Origin of the sequence: Nocardioides antri, assembly GCF_008373765.1 — a bacterium.
In the GTDB taxonomy this organism is placed as follows: Bacteria; Actinomycetota; Actinomycetes; order Propionibacteriales; family Nocardioidaceae; genus Nocardioides; species Nocardioides antri.
Map to the genome: position 1 here is coordinate 276,601 of NZ_VUJW01000008.1, position 14,967 is coordinate 291,567.

The 14,967-nt window shown below is 68.1% G+C and carries 16 protein-coding genes; 8 read left to right on the forward strand and 8 right to left on the reverse strand.

From position 1 onward, the window contains the following. Nucleotides 1–16: 16 nt before the first annotated feature. The 4 genes from uraD to F0U47_RS14515 all read right to left on the reverse strand — a co-directional run bounded on the left by uraD (nucleotide 17) and on the right by F0U47_RS14515 (nucleotide 4,248). Nucleotides 17–1,960, reverse strand: a complete 1,944-nt coding sequence (gene uraD / locus F0U47_RS14500) for a 2-oxo-4-hydroxy-4-carboxy-5-ureidoimidazoline decarboxylase (RefSeq protein WP_149751175.1) — start codon at nucleotides 1,958–1,960, stop codon at nucleotides 17–19. A gap of 124 nt (nucleotides 1,961–2,084) precedes the next feature. Further along, nucleotides 2,085–2,909, reverse strand: coding sequence for a class II glutamine amidotransferase (locus F0U47_RS14505; RefSeq protein ID WP_188111362.1), 825 nt, complete (start codon nucleotides 2,907–2,909; stop codon nucleotides 2,085–2,087). Between the two features lie 88 nt (nucleotides 2,910–2,997). After that, nucleotides 2,998–3,732 (reverse strand): DUF2278 family protein, encoded by a 735-nt coding sequence (locus F0U47_RS14510; RefSeq protein WP_149751177.1) that lies wholly within the window; start codon nucleotides 3,730–3,732, stop codon nucleotides 2,998–3,000. A gap of 54 nt (nucleotides 3,733–3,786) precedes the next feature. Then, nucleotides 3,787–4,248 carry a MarR family winged helix-turn-helix transcriptional regulator gene (locus tag F0U47_RS14515; RefSeq protein WP_149751178.1) on the reverse strand — a complete coding sequence of 154 codons (462 nt, stop codon included), beginning with the start codon at nucleotides 4,246–4,248 and terminating at the stop codon, nucleotides 3,787–3,789. Nucleotides 4,249–4,289: 41 nt separating this feature from the next. Here F0U47_RS14515 and F0U47_RS14520 point away from each other — a divergent pair, with 41 nt between their 5' ends. Further along, on the forward strand, nucleotides 4,290–4,715 hold the full coding sequence (locus tag F0U47_RS14520) for an organic hydroperoxide resistance protein (protein ID WP_223162791.1): 426 nt from the start codon (nucleotides 4,290–4,292) through the stop codon (nucleotides 4,713–4,715). 107 nt (nucleotides 4,716–4,822) lie between these two features. Next, nucleotides 4,823–5,215: a VOC family protein gene (locus tag F0U47_RS14525; protein ID WP_149751180.1), complete on the forward strand. Its 393-nt coding sequence runs from the start codon at nucleotides 4,823–4,825 to the stop codon at nucleotides 5,213–5,215. Between the two features lie 15 nt (nucleotides 5,216–5,230). Here F0U47_RS14525 and F0U47_RS14530 read toward each other — a convergent pair whose 3' ends face one another. Continuing rightward, nucleotides 5,231–7,279: a sulfatase gene (locus tag F0U47_RS14530; RefSeq protein ID WP_188111363.1), complete on the reverse strand. Its 2,049-nt coding sequence runs from the start codon at nucleotides 7,277–7,279 to the stop codon at nucleotides 5,231–5,233. A gap of 438 nt (nucleotides 7,280–7,717) precedes the next feature. Here F0U47_RS14530 and F0U47_RS14535 point away from each other — a divergent pair, with 438 nt between their 5' ends. Further along, nucleotides 7,718–8,986, forward strand: a complete 1,269-nt coding sequence (locus F0U47_RS14535) for an ATP-binding protein (RefSeq protein ID WP_188111364.1) — start codon at nucleotides 7,718–7,720, stop codon at nucleotides 8,984–8,986. A 47-nt stretch (nucleotides 8,987–9,033) separates the two neighbouring features. On the opposite strand, the gene F0U47_RS14540 is transcribed toward F0U47_RS14535, so the two are convergent. Beyond that, the gene (locus F0U47_RS14540; protein WP_149751183.1) at nucleotides 9,034–9,354 is read right to left on the reverse strand and encodes a hypothetical protein; all 321 of its coding nucleotides are present in this window, start codon (nucleotides 9,352–9,354) and stop codon (nucleotides 9,034–9,036) included. 315 nt (nucleotides 9,355–9,669) lie between these two features. On the opposite strand from F0U47_RS14540, the gene F0U47_RS14545 reads away from it, so the two are divergent. From F0U47_RS14545 to F0U47_RS14565, 5 genes are all read left to right on the forward strand, one after another. Next, on the forward strand, nucleotides 9,670–10,803 hold the full coding sequence (locus tag F0U47_RS14545) for a tyrosine-type recombinase/integrase (protein ID WP_497463084.1): 1,134 nt from the start codon (nucleotides 9,670–9,672) through the stop codon (nucleotides 10,801–10,803). A 42-nt stretch (nucleotides 10,804–10,845) separates the two neighbouring features. Next, nucleotides 10,846–11,385, forward strand: coding sequence for a hypothetical protein (locus F0U47_RS14550; RefSeq protein WP_149751184.1), 540 nt, complete (start codon nucleotides 10,846–10,848; stop codon nucleotides 11,383–11,385). A gap of 329 nt (nucleotides 11,386–11,714) precedes the next feature. Then, complete coding sequence (locus tag F0U47_RS14555; RefSeq protein WP_149751185.1) at nucleotides 11,715–11,963, forward strand: type II toxin-antitoxin system Phd/YefM family antitoxin; 249 nt, start codon at nucleotides 11,715–11,717, stop codon at nucleotides 11,961–11,963. Continuing rightward, a complete protein-coding gene (locus tag F0U47_RS14560) occupies nucleotides 11,960–12,364 on the forward strand; it encodes a type II toxin-antitoxin system VapC family toxin (RefSeq protein WP_149751186.1) in 405 nt (134 codons plus the stop codon). The genes F0U47_RS14555 and F0U47_RS14560 overlap by 4 nt, the downstream gene beginning before the upstream one ends. A gap of 244 nt (nucleotides 12,365–12,608) precedes the next feature. Beyond that, on the forward strand, nucleotides 12,609–13,433 hold the full coding sequence (locus tag F0U47_RS14565) for a hypothetical protein (protein ID WP_149751187.1): 825 nt from the start codon (nucleotides 12,609–12,611) through the stop codon (nucleotides 13,431–13,433). 286 nt (nucleotides 13,434–13,719) lie between these two features. On the opposite strand, the gene F0U47_RS14570 is transcribed toward F0U47_RS14565, so the two are convergent. Further along, entirely contained in the window at nucleotides 13,720–14,523 is an 804-nt protein-coding gene (locus F0U47_RS14570; RefSeq protein WP_149751188.1) for a hypothetical protein, read from the reverse strand. Beyond that, entirely contained in the window at nucleotides 14,520–14,744 is a 225-nt protein-coding gene (locus F0U47_RS14575) for a type II toxin-antitoxin system HicA family toxin (RefSeq protein ID WP_149751213.1), read from the reverse strand. The genes F0U47_RS14570 and F0U47_RS14575 overlap by 4 nt, the downstream gene beginning before the upstream one ends. Between the last annotated feature and the right edge of the window lie 223 nt (nucleotides 14,745–14,967).

Sequence of the window (14,967 nt, forward strand, 5' to 3'; positions counted from 1 at the left end):
CTCTCCGGAGGACCCGTCAGCCCTTGCCGACCGACCGGGTCCGGGCGGAATGGATCGGGTTGGCCTCGGCGAGGAAGTCGTCGAAGCGGTGGCCGGCGATCTTGGCGATCTCCAGCAGCGAGGCCGCGTGCTCCTGGTGCTCGCTGTTGGCCAGCCGGGAGCGCCCCTCCTGGACGATCTTGTCGAAGGAGTCGGCGTCGCGGACGCAGATCACCAGCGGGAAGCCGAACCGGTCGCGGTAGGCCTCGGTGAGCTCCGCGAGCTCCTCCTGCTCCACGTCCCCGAGCCGGTTCAGGCCGCGGGTCGACTGGTCGCGCAGCGACTCCTCGCCCGTGAGCCCCTCGGCGACGACCGCCGAGCCGAGCTGGGGATAGGCCTCGATGAGCTGCCGCTGCTCGTCCCTGGAGGCGCTGAACAGGGCTTCCTGGAACGACCGGCGCAGGTGGTGGGTGTCCCGGAACGGGCGCTGGTCGTAGGCACGCTCGACCACCCAGCGCGGACCCTGGAACAGGCCGGCGAAGGTCTCCACGAACTGCTCGCGGCTCATCTGGTTGACCTGGTCGAGGCGGACCGTGTCGCCAGGCTGGCCTGCGACCGCGGGGCCGAAGTCCTTGCCGACGTGGTGGAAGACGAAGTTGAGCACGATCGCGGTCAGGCTGCCCAGGGTGATGCCGCTGCCGAAGATGATCTCCGCCCAGTCCGGCACCGCCTGGGCGACCTGCGGCTGCGCGGTGACGTACATCGCCAGCCCGACGCTGGTCGCCACGATCACGACGTTGCGGTGGTCGTTGAAGTCCACCCGCGAGAGCGTCTGGAACCCGACGACGGCGACGGTGGCGAACATCGCCAGCGCAGCACCGCCGAGCACGGGGTGGGGGATCCCGGCGACGATCGCCCCCGCCTTGGGGATCAGCCCGAGGAGGATCATGAACACGCCGGCAGCGGCGATGACGAACCGGCTCTTGATCCGGGTCAACCGCACCAGTCCGACGTTCTCGGCGAAGCAGGTGTAGGGGAACGAGTTGAAGACGCCGCCGATCGTGGTGGCGAGGCCGTCGGCGCGCAGGGCGCGGGCGATGTCCTCGCGGCCGACGCGCTTCTCCACGATCTCGCCCGTCGCGAACACGTCACCGGTGGTCTCGACCGCGGTGATCAGCATGACGACGCTCATCGAGATGATCGCGGCCAGCGAGAACTGCGGCCAGCCGAAGTGGAACGGCGTGGTCGCGCCCACCCAGGAGGAGCCTCCGACGGCGTCGAAGTGGGCGTCGCCGAGGGCCCAGGCCACCAGGGTGCCGGCGACGAGCCCGACGAGCACCGCGACCGTGGCCATGAAGCCCTTGAACACGCGCTGGATCAGGACGATCAGGGCGAGCGTGCCCATCGCATAGGCGAGGTTCTTGCCGCTGGTGGGATCCAGGTGGGCTCCGCCTCCCGAGGCGTCCATCGCGGCGACCGGGAGCAGGGCGATGCCGATGATCGTGATCACCGACCCGGTCACCACCGGTGGGAAGAACCGGATCAGCTTGCTGAAGAACGGAGCGACCAGGAAGGTCAGCAGACCGGCGACGATGACCGCGCCGTAGATGGTGAGCAGGCCGTCGGTGCCGCCACCGGCGGCTGCGCCGATCGCGATCATCGGCGAGACCGCGGTGAAGGTGACGCCCTGGAGCAGCGGCAGCCGGACGCCGACCTTCCAGAAGCCGACGCTCTGGATGATCGAGGCGATGCCGCAGGTGAAGAGGTCGGCGTTGATCAGGTGGATCAGCTGTTCGTCGGACAGGCCGATCGCGTTCCCGAGGAGGATCGGCACGATCACGGCGCCGGCGTAGAACGCGAGCACGTGCTGGGCGCCGTACACAGCCAGCTTGTGGACGGGAAGCACCTCGTCCACGGGGTGCTTGGCGCGGCGGGGCGGCGATCCTTCGGTTGCCAAGCTGTTGGACTTCCAGGGTTTCATGGGGCACCTTCTCGGGGCGAGGTGGTTTCGGCCTGCGAGCAAAGATTTCCGCTTAGCGGAATCTGGATTACTTATCGCGGAAGATTATGTGGCGCAGGTCACCAATGTCAACAGTTTGTTGATCTCACTCCGAAGCTTGCTCCGTCCGCTGGGGCGCCCACCCGTCCAGGCGCGTGACATCGAGCGAGGTCAGGTCCACCATCGCTGCGGTGTCGTCGGGCACCGGCGTCCAGCCCGCCTGGTCGATGCCGCTGGAGATGACGTGCGCAGCGTCCAGCGTGATCCGGTAGTCCATCGCGAAGTAGTCGTCGGTGTGCCGGAAGGGGATCTCGTCCTCGGACCGGAAGAGCTTGCGCAGCCCCGTGACCGGCGCGGACGCCTGGCTGTTGATGTGGACGCCGTACATCTGCGTGGGGGTCATCAGCAGCGCGTTCAGGCTCGCGTCGGGGAATTCGCTGGTCAGTACGCCGAGGGCGTGGCTGAGCCCCGCTGTGTCATCGCCCCGCTCGGCGATGCACTGCAGGACGAACCGGAAGTACCGCTCGCTGTCGGTGTCGCCGCGCAGCGCGGCCCGGGCTTCCCGGCTGAGCATCTCCTCGAGCTTGTGGACCGGGGCGACGTGCCCGTTGTGCGCGAAGGCGTAGCCGCCCTCGACGAAGGGATGGGTGTTCTCGGGCGACACCGGAAGGCCCGGCGTCGCCCACCGCAGGTGCAGGATGCCGGCCCGGCCGAGGCGTTGCGCAGCAAGCTCGGCGTACGCCGGGTCGTGGATCGCCGACTCGGCCGAGGTCACGCTGCGGATGGTGGGGGAGTCGGCGTCCAGCCAGGCCATCCCCCAGCCGTCGCCGTGCACGGCGGTGAGCGCGGTGAACGCGTCGAAGTCCTCTTGTCCGAGCACCTCGAGCACCGAGGTCGGACGGCGGGCGACAAAGCCGAGCAGGCGACACACGGTGCACCGGGTCCTTCGTGTTGGCTGCCGAGCCGCCTTGCGGCCCGCCTCCAGAATCCCGCGCGCGAAGTGCGCTGGCAACCGTGGCTCAGAGAGGAAGACCGTCGTCCCCGGTGTGGAGCGACTGGGTGTTGAACTTGACCTGCCAGATCGCGACGGAGCCGTCTGCCCGCTGGACCATGACCGCGCCGTCCTGCCAGATCGCGTTCTCGTCCTGGTGCGGTCCGGGCGGGTCGCCCTGGTTCATGTGCACGTTGTGCACGCCGAGGCCGGTCGTGAACGGCTCGCCGAAGATGTAGATGCGCGACGCCGTCGGGAGCAGCGCCTCGAGCACGTCGAGCGCGTTGTCGCCGTCGCTGCTGACCCAGGGGAATGACCGCCAGCGCCACCGCCACCGCGGGTGCAGCCAGTGGCGGAGCCGCTCCAGGGCCGGGTCGAGCGGCGTGGGTCCCCACGGCTGGTCCTGCCGACGAGCCCTGAGGGCGCCGATCCGCCAACGCAGCTGCCGCACCACCCAGCCGTCGCGCAGGATCGGGCTCCGGACGTAGTCGAGGGCGCCGGATGCGGGCGTGCTCGCGAGCGGGGTGAACCCGCTGGACAGCGCGGCGAGGACCGGGATGTCCTGGGTCCTCAGGTCGTCGACCACGCGATAGCTGACGCCGACGCCGCTGGGCGTGTCGACGTCGAGCGCGGACTCGTACTCCCCGGCGGGCGTGTCGATGTGGAGCTTGCCGTGGTACCAGGTCCCGAACGAGCTCGGGTCCTCGCGCGTGAACGACGCGAACGTGCCGATCGCGACGCCGTATCCGTGGTCCAGTGGCATGCCGTCACCTTCCTGCCTCTGTACCTAGGAGCACCACCCCATGCCGTTGATACGTCAGTGAGCGGTCGTCTCGGTGAGCTCGGCGTCGAGGCGGTCCAGGAGGCTGTCGAGAAGCCGGCGGAGCTGGCGGGACTCGGTGGCGTTCAGGCCGAGAGACTCGACCAGCCGGGAAGGTACGTCGGACACCTGGTCCCGCAGCTCCCACCCGGCGGCGGTGACGGCGATCAGGACCCGGCGCTCGTCGTCGGGATCGCGCCGACGGGCCACGAACCCGGCCTGCTCGAGCCGCTTGAGGAGCGGGGTGAGGGTCCCGGAGTCGAGCCGCAGCCGGCTGCCCAGGTCCCCGACGGACATCGGATCGCCGCCGTCCCAGAGGGCGAGCAGCGTGAGGTACTGCGGGTAGGTCAGCCCGTGGTCCCGGAGCAGCGGCCCGTATGCCCGGGTGACCGCCCGGGTGGCGGCGTACAGCGGGAAGCAGAGCTGGGCGTCGAGGTGGAGCTGGGGGTGACCGGCCATGCCAGCATCATAACTTGCACAATTCGATTGTGTACAATTAAATAGGGCACATGAAGACTCTCTACACGACCACCGCCGTCGCGACCGGGGACGGCCGTAACGGCCACGTCCAGACCACGGACGGCCTGCTCGCCACCGACGTCCGGACGCCCCTCGAGCTCGGCGGGACCGGCGGGGCGACCAACCCCGAGCAGCTGTTCGCCGCCGGCTATGCCGCGTGCTTCCACTCGGCCCTGAAGCTCGTGGCCGGCGCGGACGGTGTCGACGCCACGGACAGCGAGGTCGTCGCCGACGTGTCGCTCGGCGCTCACGAGAACGGCGCCTTCGGCCTGTCCGTCGCGCTCGAGGTGACCATCCCCGGCGCCGAGCGCAAGGCTGCCGAGAAGGTCGTCGTCCGCGCCCACGAGGTCTGCCCGTACTCGAACGCCACCCGCGGCAACATCGACGTCGTCGTCACCGTGGCCTGACCGCCGAGCAGGACTACTCGATCGGCCAGGCGCGGTGGGTGAGCTTTACGACGACGGTGTCGCAATCCTGTTGCACGTCGGCTGGGTCACCGATCTAGGGTGGCCCGATGGTCTCGGTCAGGGAAGTCCAGGTCACCTTCGATTGCGCAGAGCCCGCGCGTGTTGCTCACTTCTGGGCCGAGGTGCTGGGGTACGTCGTACCTCCGCAGTCCCCGGAGGACGAGGAGTCGTGGTCCGCGTGTGCTGATCCCAACGGGGTGGGCCCGCGGCTCTACTTCCAGAGGGTCCCCGAGGGCAAGGTCGTCAAGAACCGGGTGCACCTCGACGTGCGGGTCGGCACCGGGCTCGTGGGGGAGGAGCGCTTGGCCGCGCTCGAGGCGGAGTGCGCGCGACTGCTCCCGCTCGGTGCGAAGCGCGTGCGACTCCTGGAGGCCGACGAGGAGAACGAGTCGTGCCTCGTGATGCAGGACGTCGAGGGCAACGAGTTCTGCCTCGACTGAGGTGCTCGTGCCCCGTCACCGCCGGCGGATCTCGTAGGAGTCCGCCGCGTGGGAGCCCCCGGCGAGCCCCACCTCGACGGCGTGGCTCCACTCGCGCCGCACCTGGGGATCGGTGAGGTCGACCAGTCCTCCGATGTCGAGGAGGAAGAGGAACTCCCAGCCCTCGCCCTGGTCGGCGTACACCCCGATCGTCGAGCCGCTCACCGACATCCCCAGTCGAGCGTCCGGCCTGCTCAGGTCGACGGTGCCGACGAGCGCGTCGAGCGGCTCGGGCTCGCCGGCGTGCGTCCGGTCGATCCCGCCGGTGACCAGCCGCCACCCGACCGTGCGCCGGTCGTGGTCGTAGGTCACGCTCAGGTAGTTGTCGGCGTCCTTGGCCAACGCGATGCCCGCCTGCGGCCGGTCGCTGCGCAACGCCGGACCAGAGCTGTCCCGCTGCGCCGAGAAGCCGGGGTCGAGGGTGACCGCGAAGTGCTCGCCGGCCGGCGCACGGGACGACTGCAGCAGCACCCGCGCGGGCGCGGTCGCTGACACGACCAGCCGCTCGTCGCGACGCTCGACTCTCGCAGAGCCGGCGAGGGCCAGGACCTGGTGGACGGCGTCGGCGCGGGACGGGTCCACCCGCGCCGAGAGCGTCGGGAAGTCCCGGGCGGACGGTGCCTCGGGAACCCGCCTCATCTCGGCGATGTGGCTGCGGAGCCTGCGATGCAGGGTCCGTGCGACCCGTGGCCGGCGCCGGGCGATGTTGGTGCGTTCGCCGGGGTCGTCGACGAGGTCGTAGAGCTCGATCGCTCCGGTGCGCAGCTCCTTGACCAGCTTGTAGCGCCCCGAGCGGACAGCCGCGGACGGCACTCCACCCGCCGTGTGGTGCGGGTAGTACCAGTAGTGGGAGCGGCGCTCGAGCGCCGCCTGGCGGGTGAGAAGGCCCGCCAGGCTCACCCCGTCGAGCCCACCCCAACCCCCGGCGTTGGCCAGGTCCTTGATCGTCGGTGCGATGTCGATGGTGCTGACCACCGCGTCCGTCGTCGTGCCGGCCGGGACCGTGCCGGGCCAGAACGCGATCAGGGGCACCCGGATGCCGCCTTCGTAGAGCATGCCCTTCCCGCCCCGGAGCGGTCGGTTGCTCGCACGGACCGCGCCCCCGTTGTCAGAGGTGATCAGCACCAGCGAGTTGTCGGCGATGCCGGCGTCGCGGAGTGCCGTCACGATCTGGCCCACCTGCCGGTCGCAGTGCTCGACCATCGCGGCGATCACCGGCCGGTAGCGGTCGCTGTGGAACCGGGGGTTGCGGCGCTTCTTGCGCTCGTACTTGCGGACCAGGCGCGCTCTCGCGCGCCACCGGTAGTGGATCGCGTAGTTGCTGACGTGCATGAAGAAGGGCGCTTGCGCATGGCTGCTGATCCATCGCGCCGTGTCCGCGCCGATCCGCTCGGTGAGGTACTCCCGGTCCTCGCCGGCGGTCACGCTCGGCATGAAGCGGTAGGGGAAGAACATGTCGCCGAGGCCGATGTACTTCTCCTCGCTCAGCGCGACTGTCTCGAAGCCGTGGAGGTACGGGTTGCCGTTCCGCGACCGGTAGGGGCCGGAGTAGTCCTCGGTGAGGTGCCACTTCCCGACGAGGACGCTGCGGTAACCCTGTCCCGCGACGTGCTCCGGCACGGTGCGGAGCCTCGGGTCGAGGTACCGGTTGCTCGGCGCCGACTCGTCGCGGAGGAAGTCGGTGATCCCCGTGCGGGCGGGGAACAGCCCGGTCATCAGGGCGGCGCGCGTGGGGGAGCACACCGGCGCAGCCGAGTACGCCTGGGTGAAGCGCATCCCCCGCTCCGCCAGGGCATCGATGTTCGGCGTCTCGTGGAAGTCGTTGCCGTAGCAGCCGAAGTCGTTCCAGGCGAGGTCGTCGAACGAGATCACGATGACGTTCGGTCGCCTTCTCGCCGGCCGAAGTGCCTCCGGCGGGACTGCCCGCGCGGCCGGCGCCGCGACCAACCCGGCGGTCGCGGCGACCGATGTCCGCAACAGCCCCCGCCGGGTCTGGGCCATGCCGCCTGTCGAGCCCCGTGTCATCCGGCGAGGATAATTCAGCCGTCCGGGTACGTCCTGGACATCGCCAAGTCGGGCCGTGGGAATGTGCGGCGGACCCAGACGGCGGTCGGCGCGGGACCGGACGGCCATTTTGACTGCACGCCACACCGGCGACGCTGACGCCGATGAGCCGGGCGGGGTCGTAGGCTGGCGACCAGGCCCAGCCCGGGCCGCGACGAAGGAGACGTGGCATGAACACACGCACCATCGCCATCCTTGCCCTTGTGATCGCCATCGTTGTGGTCCTCATCCTGGTCCTCTAGCGCCTCACCGGGACCCCGCGGCATCGCGTCGTCCCTGATTCGACACCGGCGGCAAGCGACCTGTGGCCATGCTCACTGCAGTCGCAGGGGCGGTCGCCGCCTCGCACGCGTACTGTGAGCGTGAGCCTGTGGTCGGGGGAACGTTGTGACAGATTCTGTGGTTGCGTCGCTGACGCTGCCCGCTGACGTCCGCAGCGTCGGTCGGGCGCGTGAGGCGATGCGGGAGGTACTGAAGGCAGCCAGCGCCCCGGACCTGCTCGAGGCCGCGGAGCTGGCGATCTCGGAGCTGGTCACCAACGCCGTCGTCCACGCCGGCAGCGAGATCAAGGTGCGGATCCGCGCGGCCGAGCAGGCCCTCCGGGTCGAGATCGACGACTGCAGTGCGCGTCTTCCGGTCCTGCGCACGTGGTCGACCACCTCCGGAACCGGCCGCGGGCTGCACATCGTCGACCAGAGCACCGACCGATGGGACGCGGACCTGGCTCCGCACGGGAAGACGGTGTGGTTCGAGATCGGCCAACCGGGGGAGGCCTCGGCGGGCCGGGCCTCGGCTTCGCACGTCGATCCCGAGGATCCCGAGCGCGAGAACGTCGTGCTGGTGACCCTGCTCGACGTACCCCTCTTGATGCACCGGGCTTGGCAGGAGCACGCGGCCACCCTGCTGCGTGAATACCTGCTCTACGCGCTCGACGAGGACCTCGGCGCGCTCGACGACCACGCCGCGGCCAGCGACGCGATGAGCATCCTCGACGAGCAGATTCCCGCTCCGACCCTGCCCGACGATCCGGAAGCGTTGATGGAGAGCTCGGTCGAGCCCGGAGTGACCGCGGCCGACGTTGTGCTGCGGCTTCCGCAGGCCTCGGTGGCCAACATCGCCGTCCTCGACGACGTCCTCTCGCGTGCGCGCACCGCCGCGAGCGAGGGACTTCTCCTGGTGCCGGCCACCCAGCCGGAGATCGCTGAGATGCGCCAGTGGTTGTGCAGGGAGGTTGCGACGCAGGCGGCGGGTACGGCACACCCGCGTCCGTGGCGGGCCAGCTCCGACGTCCGCGCCGTGATCGGCGACGAGATGCTCACGCGGAGCCACCGGGAGCTGGCGTCGTCGACGGAGCCGCTGATCGCGACCGACGAGCGGTACGTCATCGTCGCGGCGACTCCGTCGGTCGTGCGCTTCCTCGGCTACCAGGACGAGTCCGAGCTGCTCGGTCGAAGGATCCTGGTGGTGATCCCGGAGCGCTACCACCAGGCCCACATCGCCGGTACGACGTTCCACGCCACCAACGGTCGCGACGTCCTGCTCGACCGATGGATCACCGTACCGATGGTGCGGGCGGACGGAAGCGAGGCGCCCGTCGAGCTCCACGTCGAGTCCCGGCTCCTCGACGACGACCACCGGATCTTCGTCGCGACCCTGCGGACCCCGTAACGGCGAGCGGGACTGGCCCTGGTGCTGCCGCGGTCAGGTCGCTCGGGTCAGGTCGAAGGTGAACCAGTCCGCGCCGACGAAGAAGTGGGCAACGCTTCCGCGGCAGACGAGCGTGCCGGGAGGGACCAGGCGGCCGTCCGGCATTCCTGTGGCCGCGACGATGTCCGGGTCTCAGGGAAGCTTGCAGAGCCGGGCCTTTCGAACTGTGCTTCGATGTCGCTCCGAGCCGCGGAATCGGCCCAGAGCGCGACCGGCCCCGACGGCCCGACGCTCACCGTGATCAGCTGGTCGAAGCCGGCAACGGGCTGGAGCTCGCCGATGTGCTCGAACCGGTGCTCGGCACGCTCGCCCTTCTCGAAGATCGCCACGACGGGAACCGTAGGTGACAGCAGCCGAGACGAAATAAGAATCGGCCTCCGACTCTGCGTTTCCGCAGGCCGGAGGCCGAATCCGATGGTGGGCGATACTGGGTTTGAACTTTTGAGACGGGGGCTACCACGAGGCCCCGTTTGGCGTCCAGTTTTCGTGTAAAGTCGCAGGTCAGAGCGCACATTGGCCAACGACGGGTCGGGACAGCTCTGGACACGAAATGACCTCTATATTCCCCGGCTATTCCCCGAAAGGCGATACTGGAAGTGCAAAAGATCTCGGCGAAGCAGAGGGCGAGGCGCGGGTTCGGCCGGGTGGAGAGGCGGGCGAACGGGCGCTACCGCGCGGCTTACACGGGCCCGGACCGGCAGCTCTACCGGGCGCCGATGACCTTTGGATCGAAGGACGACGCGATCGCCTGGCTCTCGGCCCGGCGTGCCGAGATCGAGATGCAGGTCTGGGCGCCCGAGGTCGCGGCCCGGGGAGCGGCTAGTCGGACCGTGCCGACGTTCCAGGCGTACGCCGACGTCTGGCTCGAGACTCGCAAGACCAAGGGCCGCGAGCTCCGGCCCACCACCCGCAGCCAGTACCGGATGCTGCTCGACAAGTTCATCTACCCGACGTTCGGCGAGTCGCGCATCGACAAGATCTCGAACGAGGACGTGAACGATTGGTACGACGTTGTTGCGCCCGGCCGGGAGACAATCCGCGCCCAGTCCTACAGCCTGCTGCGGACGATCTTCGCGAGTGCGGCCTCGGAGCGTCCTCATCCACTGATTCCATACAACCCCGCCCATATCCGGGGCGCGGGCAACACCAAGCGGGCTCATCACGTCCAGCCCGCGACGCTCGAGGAGCTCCGGACGATCGTTGAGGAGCTGCCCGACCGCTACAAGCTGATGGCTTTGCTGGCTGCGTGGTGTGCGATGAGGTTCGGCGAGCTGACCGAACTGCGTCGCGGCGACATCGACCTGCGCACCAATCGTGTCAAGATCCGCAGGGGAGTGGTCCGTGTCGACGGCGAGTTCATCGTCGGTGCTCCCAAGAGTGACGCCGGGAGCCGCGACGTGGCGATCCCGCCCCACCTGATGCCGCTGGTGAAGGACCACCTCTCCAAGTACACCGCGGCCGGTCGGGACGCCTTGCTCTTCCCAGCCTCGACCGATGACAACCGGCACATGGCCCCGGCCACTCTCTACAAGGTGTACTACCCGGCGCGGAAGGCGGCCGGCCGAGAGGACCTCCGCTGGCACGACCTCCGACACACCGGCGCCGTTCTCGCCGCCCAGACCGGCGCTACCCTCGCCGAGTTGATGGGGCGGCTCGGCCACACGACACCCGGCGCTGCCATGCGCTACCAGCACGCCGCCGCCGACCGCGACGCCGAGATCGCCAAGCGACTGTCGGCGCTCGTCGAAACGTCGGACGCCAATGCGAGGCTCGAGTGACAACTGGTCCGGACGCATGCAGACACTCGGGAGGCGACGATCGTGACCAATCAGCAGGTGCTGCCGGATCCATCCCGCTGTTACGTCGATGGGTGCGATCGGGAAAACGACCTACTGCTGCATGTAGCCGACGACCCGTGGCTCGGAGGCGACTTCTGCATGGATCATGTCCGTTCCATGGTCGGGTCCACGCCGCTGATCCTGACCTGTGAGTGCCCGTTCTGCGCGCGTGCCCGGCGAGTTGTCTCCAGCCTGCAAGAACCGCCGAGGCTTGAGGGCCCCGGGAGGTGGCTGGTATCGACTGAGTCCTCTAGCTACCTGCTGGAGCTCGGCGAGTCCGGCTCGGGCACAGTGGTGCGGCACGTCGGCGAGGGTCAGGGACCCGCGCCCGAAGCCGAGGGCCTGCCGCCTGCTGTCGCGGTCGGGCTTCGCCGGGACGCGGAGCAGATCCCGGTGCACTGGGCCGAAGTGCCGGTCGTCGGCCGACCGTGGAGGCTGCAGGTGGACGTCCGCGGTGATGGCACCCCGACGATCCGCCGCACCACCTTCGTGCGGCAGGTCGTCACCGATCCTTCCGAATAAGTCCGCAATGATGCTGATGTGGCACTCCCGGAAACCGATCGGCTGCGGATCCAGCGCTGGTGTCGCGAACGCGTGCCGGAGCACCTCTGGCCGCAGGTCAAGGTTGAGGCAGACGTCGAGCCGCGTCACGTGACGAAAGCGGCCCACTAAGAACGTGCAGGCTCTCCTTGACTACATCGCCGACAGCGGCGACCCGATTTTCTGGGGCTAGGTACGTCGCCGACGCGGAGGTGGCTGGCCGTCGAGGGACACGCCCGCCGGGGCATGACTTGGAGGGAGCCGGCTTCAGACAACTGCGGCACCCGTAGCACAAGTGCTACCATGGCTACATGGGGACCGTTGGATTGCGCGAGCTTCGTCAGGAGGCCTCTGATCTGGTGCGCCGGGTCGAGGCAGGCGAGGAGATCACCATCACCGTTTCTGGTCGCCCCAGCGCGCGGCTGGTCGCGGCACGCCCGATCCAGTGGCGAGCCTGGGACGAGGTCGCCGACTTGTTCCGCGGACCGGGCGATCCCGAGTGGGAGCGCGACCGCGATCTGGTCGACAACGATGTACGTGATCCCTGGGCGGCGCGGTGACGGAGTCCGCTCCTCCGGCTGAGCGCGCCATTCTCGACACGAGCGTGGTTATCGCCGATCAGGTTGCGCCGATTCCTGGTGTCCTTGCCATCAGTGCCATCACCCTGGCTGAGCTGAACTTCGGCGTCCTCGTTGCTAAGACCACCGAGGTGCGTGCGGAGCGCCTGAGGCGTCTGAGCCTCCTGCAGCAACGCTTTGACGCGCTGCCAGTCGATGAGGCGGTGTCGGTCAGCTATGGCCGTCTCGCCGCCGCGGTCGTCGATGCCGGCAGGCAACCGAGGCGCCGCGTGATGGACCTGCTCATCGCCGCGACCGCCCATGCGCACGACGCGACGTTGTACACCCGGAATGTCCGGGACTTTGCCGGGCTCGAGGGCCTCGTGGACATCGTCGAGGTGTGACCGCAACATTGGCGGCGCTATGACGCACGAGGCATCATCCCTGTCCTCTGGCCGGGAAGCGCTGGAGTCGCGGTGTACCTGTGGCCGGAGGTGGAGGCGATCGCCTGGAGGGCTACCTAATTTCGATGGGTCGTAGACATCGCCGCGTGCGATCACCGGTTGCCGGCTGGTCAGGCATTCTTGGTGGGATACCGGGTTCGGACGAGATCACCAATTGGAGGTGCACATGCCGCCACGACCTCGGATGCGCGCGTACGACTCCTACGTGGCCAAGCAAGGCGGCCGGATGGCAGAGCGGGTTCGAGAACCAATTCCTGACTGTTGGTTCTGCGCGACCCCAAAGGCCAAGACCTCTCGCGAGCACATCTTTCCTCGGTGGCTCACCGGCGAACTGGGGGTTCGTGACGAGGAGGTGACGCCGATGCACGTCCGGCTAGAGGCGCCGAACGCGGATCACGTGATGACGAAACGTCCTCTCGCCGGGTTCGTGGCCACCAGAATCTGCCAGGAATGTAACAACGGATGGATGAGTGAACTCGAGACGACGGCGCGTCCGGTGCTGACCGAGTCTCCTCGGAAAGGTCGACTTACAAGGGCAGAAGCAGAGATTCTTGCGCGATGGTTCGCTAAGACCGCGGTGGTTCTCAACGTTTCGCAGAACTTCAGGCTTCTTGTCGAAGCCCGAGACCGCCACGAGCTGGCGATCGGAATCCCGAACAACGCCACGGTCGCCCTTATGCGACTGTCCCCCGCGGCAGGTAAGACGGTCGACTGGATTCAGACAAGTCCGATGACGGCGTTGGTCCCAGCAGCTATGGAGCAGGCAGCAGTGCAGAGAATCATTGAGCGCACCTTGCAGGTGAACATTCAGGTCGGCGATCTCGGGGCTGTCGTCACCTTCGCTGCTCGGCCCAACACCACCGAAGCGGTCGAAGGCTACTTACCGGCAGCGACACCGATCTGGCCGCTCCCGGCGCGATTGCCTGCGTGGGGATCCCTGCCGCGGTACGACTCGGCCCGCGACGTCGCGGTCACCATGCGAATCGTGCAGAACCCCTTCGTGCGGTGAGGTCCCGGCGGGGAGTGTCCTCCAATGGCGTCGGGTCGTTTTCGTTCAGCAGGGCGATCTCGACGACAACACCGTGGAGTCGCCCCTCTATCGTCCGTCGCCCGTTCTTCCAGCACTGGGCTGTTGGCCGGCGCCGGCTGGCGGCGAAATGACTCGCCCATCGGCGCGGCGCACGAATCGCGGCAATCGCGCAATCGCGGCATGATTCCATGCGGGCGTGCGGGATGCAGCGATCATGTGCCTCGCCGGACCGCCCATCTCCGCACGCCTCGGTCGCGACACTGTTTCAATGACCTGACCCGGGAGGCCTTCCCTTGGCTGTTAGCTTGCGTGCCTTCTCCACTGCATCCCGCTGGGATTGTGAGACCGACGCAGCTCGGCCAGCGCCGCGTTGAGCTCTCCGGCCTGCTGCCGATGCCGCCGCGGCTTCCTTGACGACCCTGTCGATTTGGCCGACGTCTTTGCCGATACTTTCAAGGACACGCATGCGTTCCCGCACCGGAGCAAGCGAACGGTTGATCTCCTCGAACACTGACCTTGCTGGGGCCATAGCACGACTGGTCGCCTCAGCGGCCTCTCGGGCTGATTGCGTTTGTTCCTGAATGCGAGCGATGGTGTCCGCGAGTGGGGCCACAACGTCGGTTGCGACGCGAGCGAAGTTGTTTAGCAGAATAAGGTCCGAGTCGAAGAAGAGAATTGTGCGTGGCTCTGTGCCGCCCGTGATCTGGGCGACGCGCTGGTGGGAGACACCGAGCACCTCGGCGATGTCGCGAAGGGGAACCTCGTCATCGACCAATCGGCGGGCCGTGGCGCTGGTCAGTTGTGCGATGAGTCCTTCGAGCGCGCGCACCTCGATGCGGAGTTGTTCGACGAGCTCACCAGCTGCGCGAACGTCCGTGCCGTTGACATCGACCGAAACGATGTCGACTTCGACCTCGGAGAGGGCCAGGTCCTCGGACAGGGCAATGTACTCAGCTGCGGCTTGGCCGGCTTCGGCGAGGCGTCGCGCCTGAGTAATGCCCCCGATTTCAGGGATGTTGATCATCCACCACTTGCCATCGCGGCGGACGTCGACTTCGAATCGCTTCACTTGCTCGCCTCCTTCTTGTCCTTTGGATCAGTGCTGCAGTCGCAGCCGTCGATCCTGGCGGTGACGCTCCGAATAACGCCTGGGGAAATCATCCGGTGTCCGTCGGGCACCGGAACGGTGTGAATGTCCCCAGGACACTGCCACTTTGTGTGACTGCCGACGGTCCTTCCCGGCGTCCAGCCCGCTACCCGCAGAACCTTAAGGAAGTCCCGCGCCTTCATCTCCTTCACGAGTCTAGTCTATGTCTCTAGACAGTTTCTAGGCAAGGACACTAGACAAGAGCATGGCGGTCCCCGAAGGTGTCGCACGCGAGGGACCGACATGCGTGGCCCAGCAGTATTGAGGACCGCTGAGGCGCTCAGGCGGCGGTATGACGCGCCTCCGGCGCACCGCCGTACGAGCCTCACGACCCCGATTCGAGCGGCGGCCCGCACCTCCGGGGGG

Coding starts and splice junctions, on each gene's coding strand:
- F0U47_RS14575 (WP_149751213.1), bottom strand. CDS start 14,744: ATGAAGGCGCGGGACTTCCTTAAGGTTCTGCGGGTAGCGGGCTGGACG.
- F0U47_RS14565 (WP_149751187.1), top strand. CDS start 12,609: ATGCGCGCGTACGACTCCTACGTGGCCAAGCAAGGCGGCCGGATGGCA.
- F0U47_RS14515 (WP_149751178.1), bottom strand. CDS start 4,248: ATGGCCGGTCACCCCCAGCTCCACCTCGACGCCCAGCTCTGCTTCCCG.
- F0U47_RS14555 (WP_149751185.1), top strand. CDS start 11,715: ATGGGGACCGTTGGATTGCGCGAGCTTCGTCAGGAGGCCTCTGATCTG.
- F0U47_RS14525 (WP_149751180.1), top strand. CDS start 4,823: ATGGTCTCGGTCAGGGAAGTCCAGGTCACCTTCGATTGCGCAGAGCCC.
- F0U47_RS14530 (WP_188111363.1), bottom strand. CDS start 7,279: ATGACACGGGGCTCGACAGGCGGCATGGCCCAGACCCGGCGGGGGCTG.
- uraD (WP_149751175.1), bottom strand. CDS start 1,960: ATGAAACCCTGGAAGTCCAACAGCTTGGCAACCGAAGGATCGCCGCCC.
- F0U47_RS14510 (WP_149751177.1), bottom strand. CDS start 3,732: ATGCCACTGGACCACGGATACGGCGTCGCGATCGGCACGTTCGCGTCG.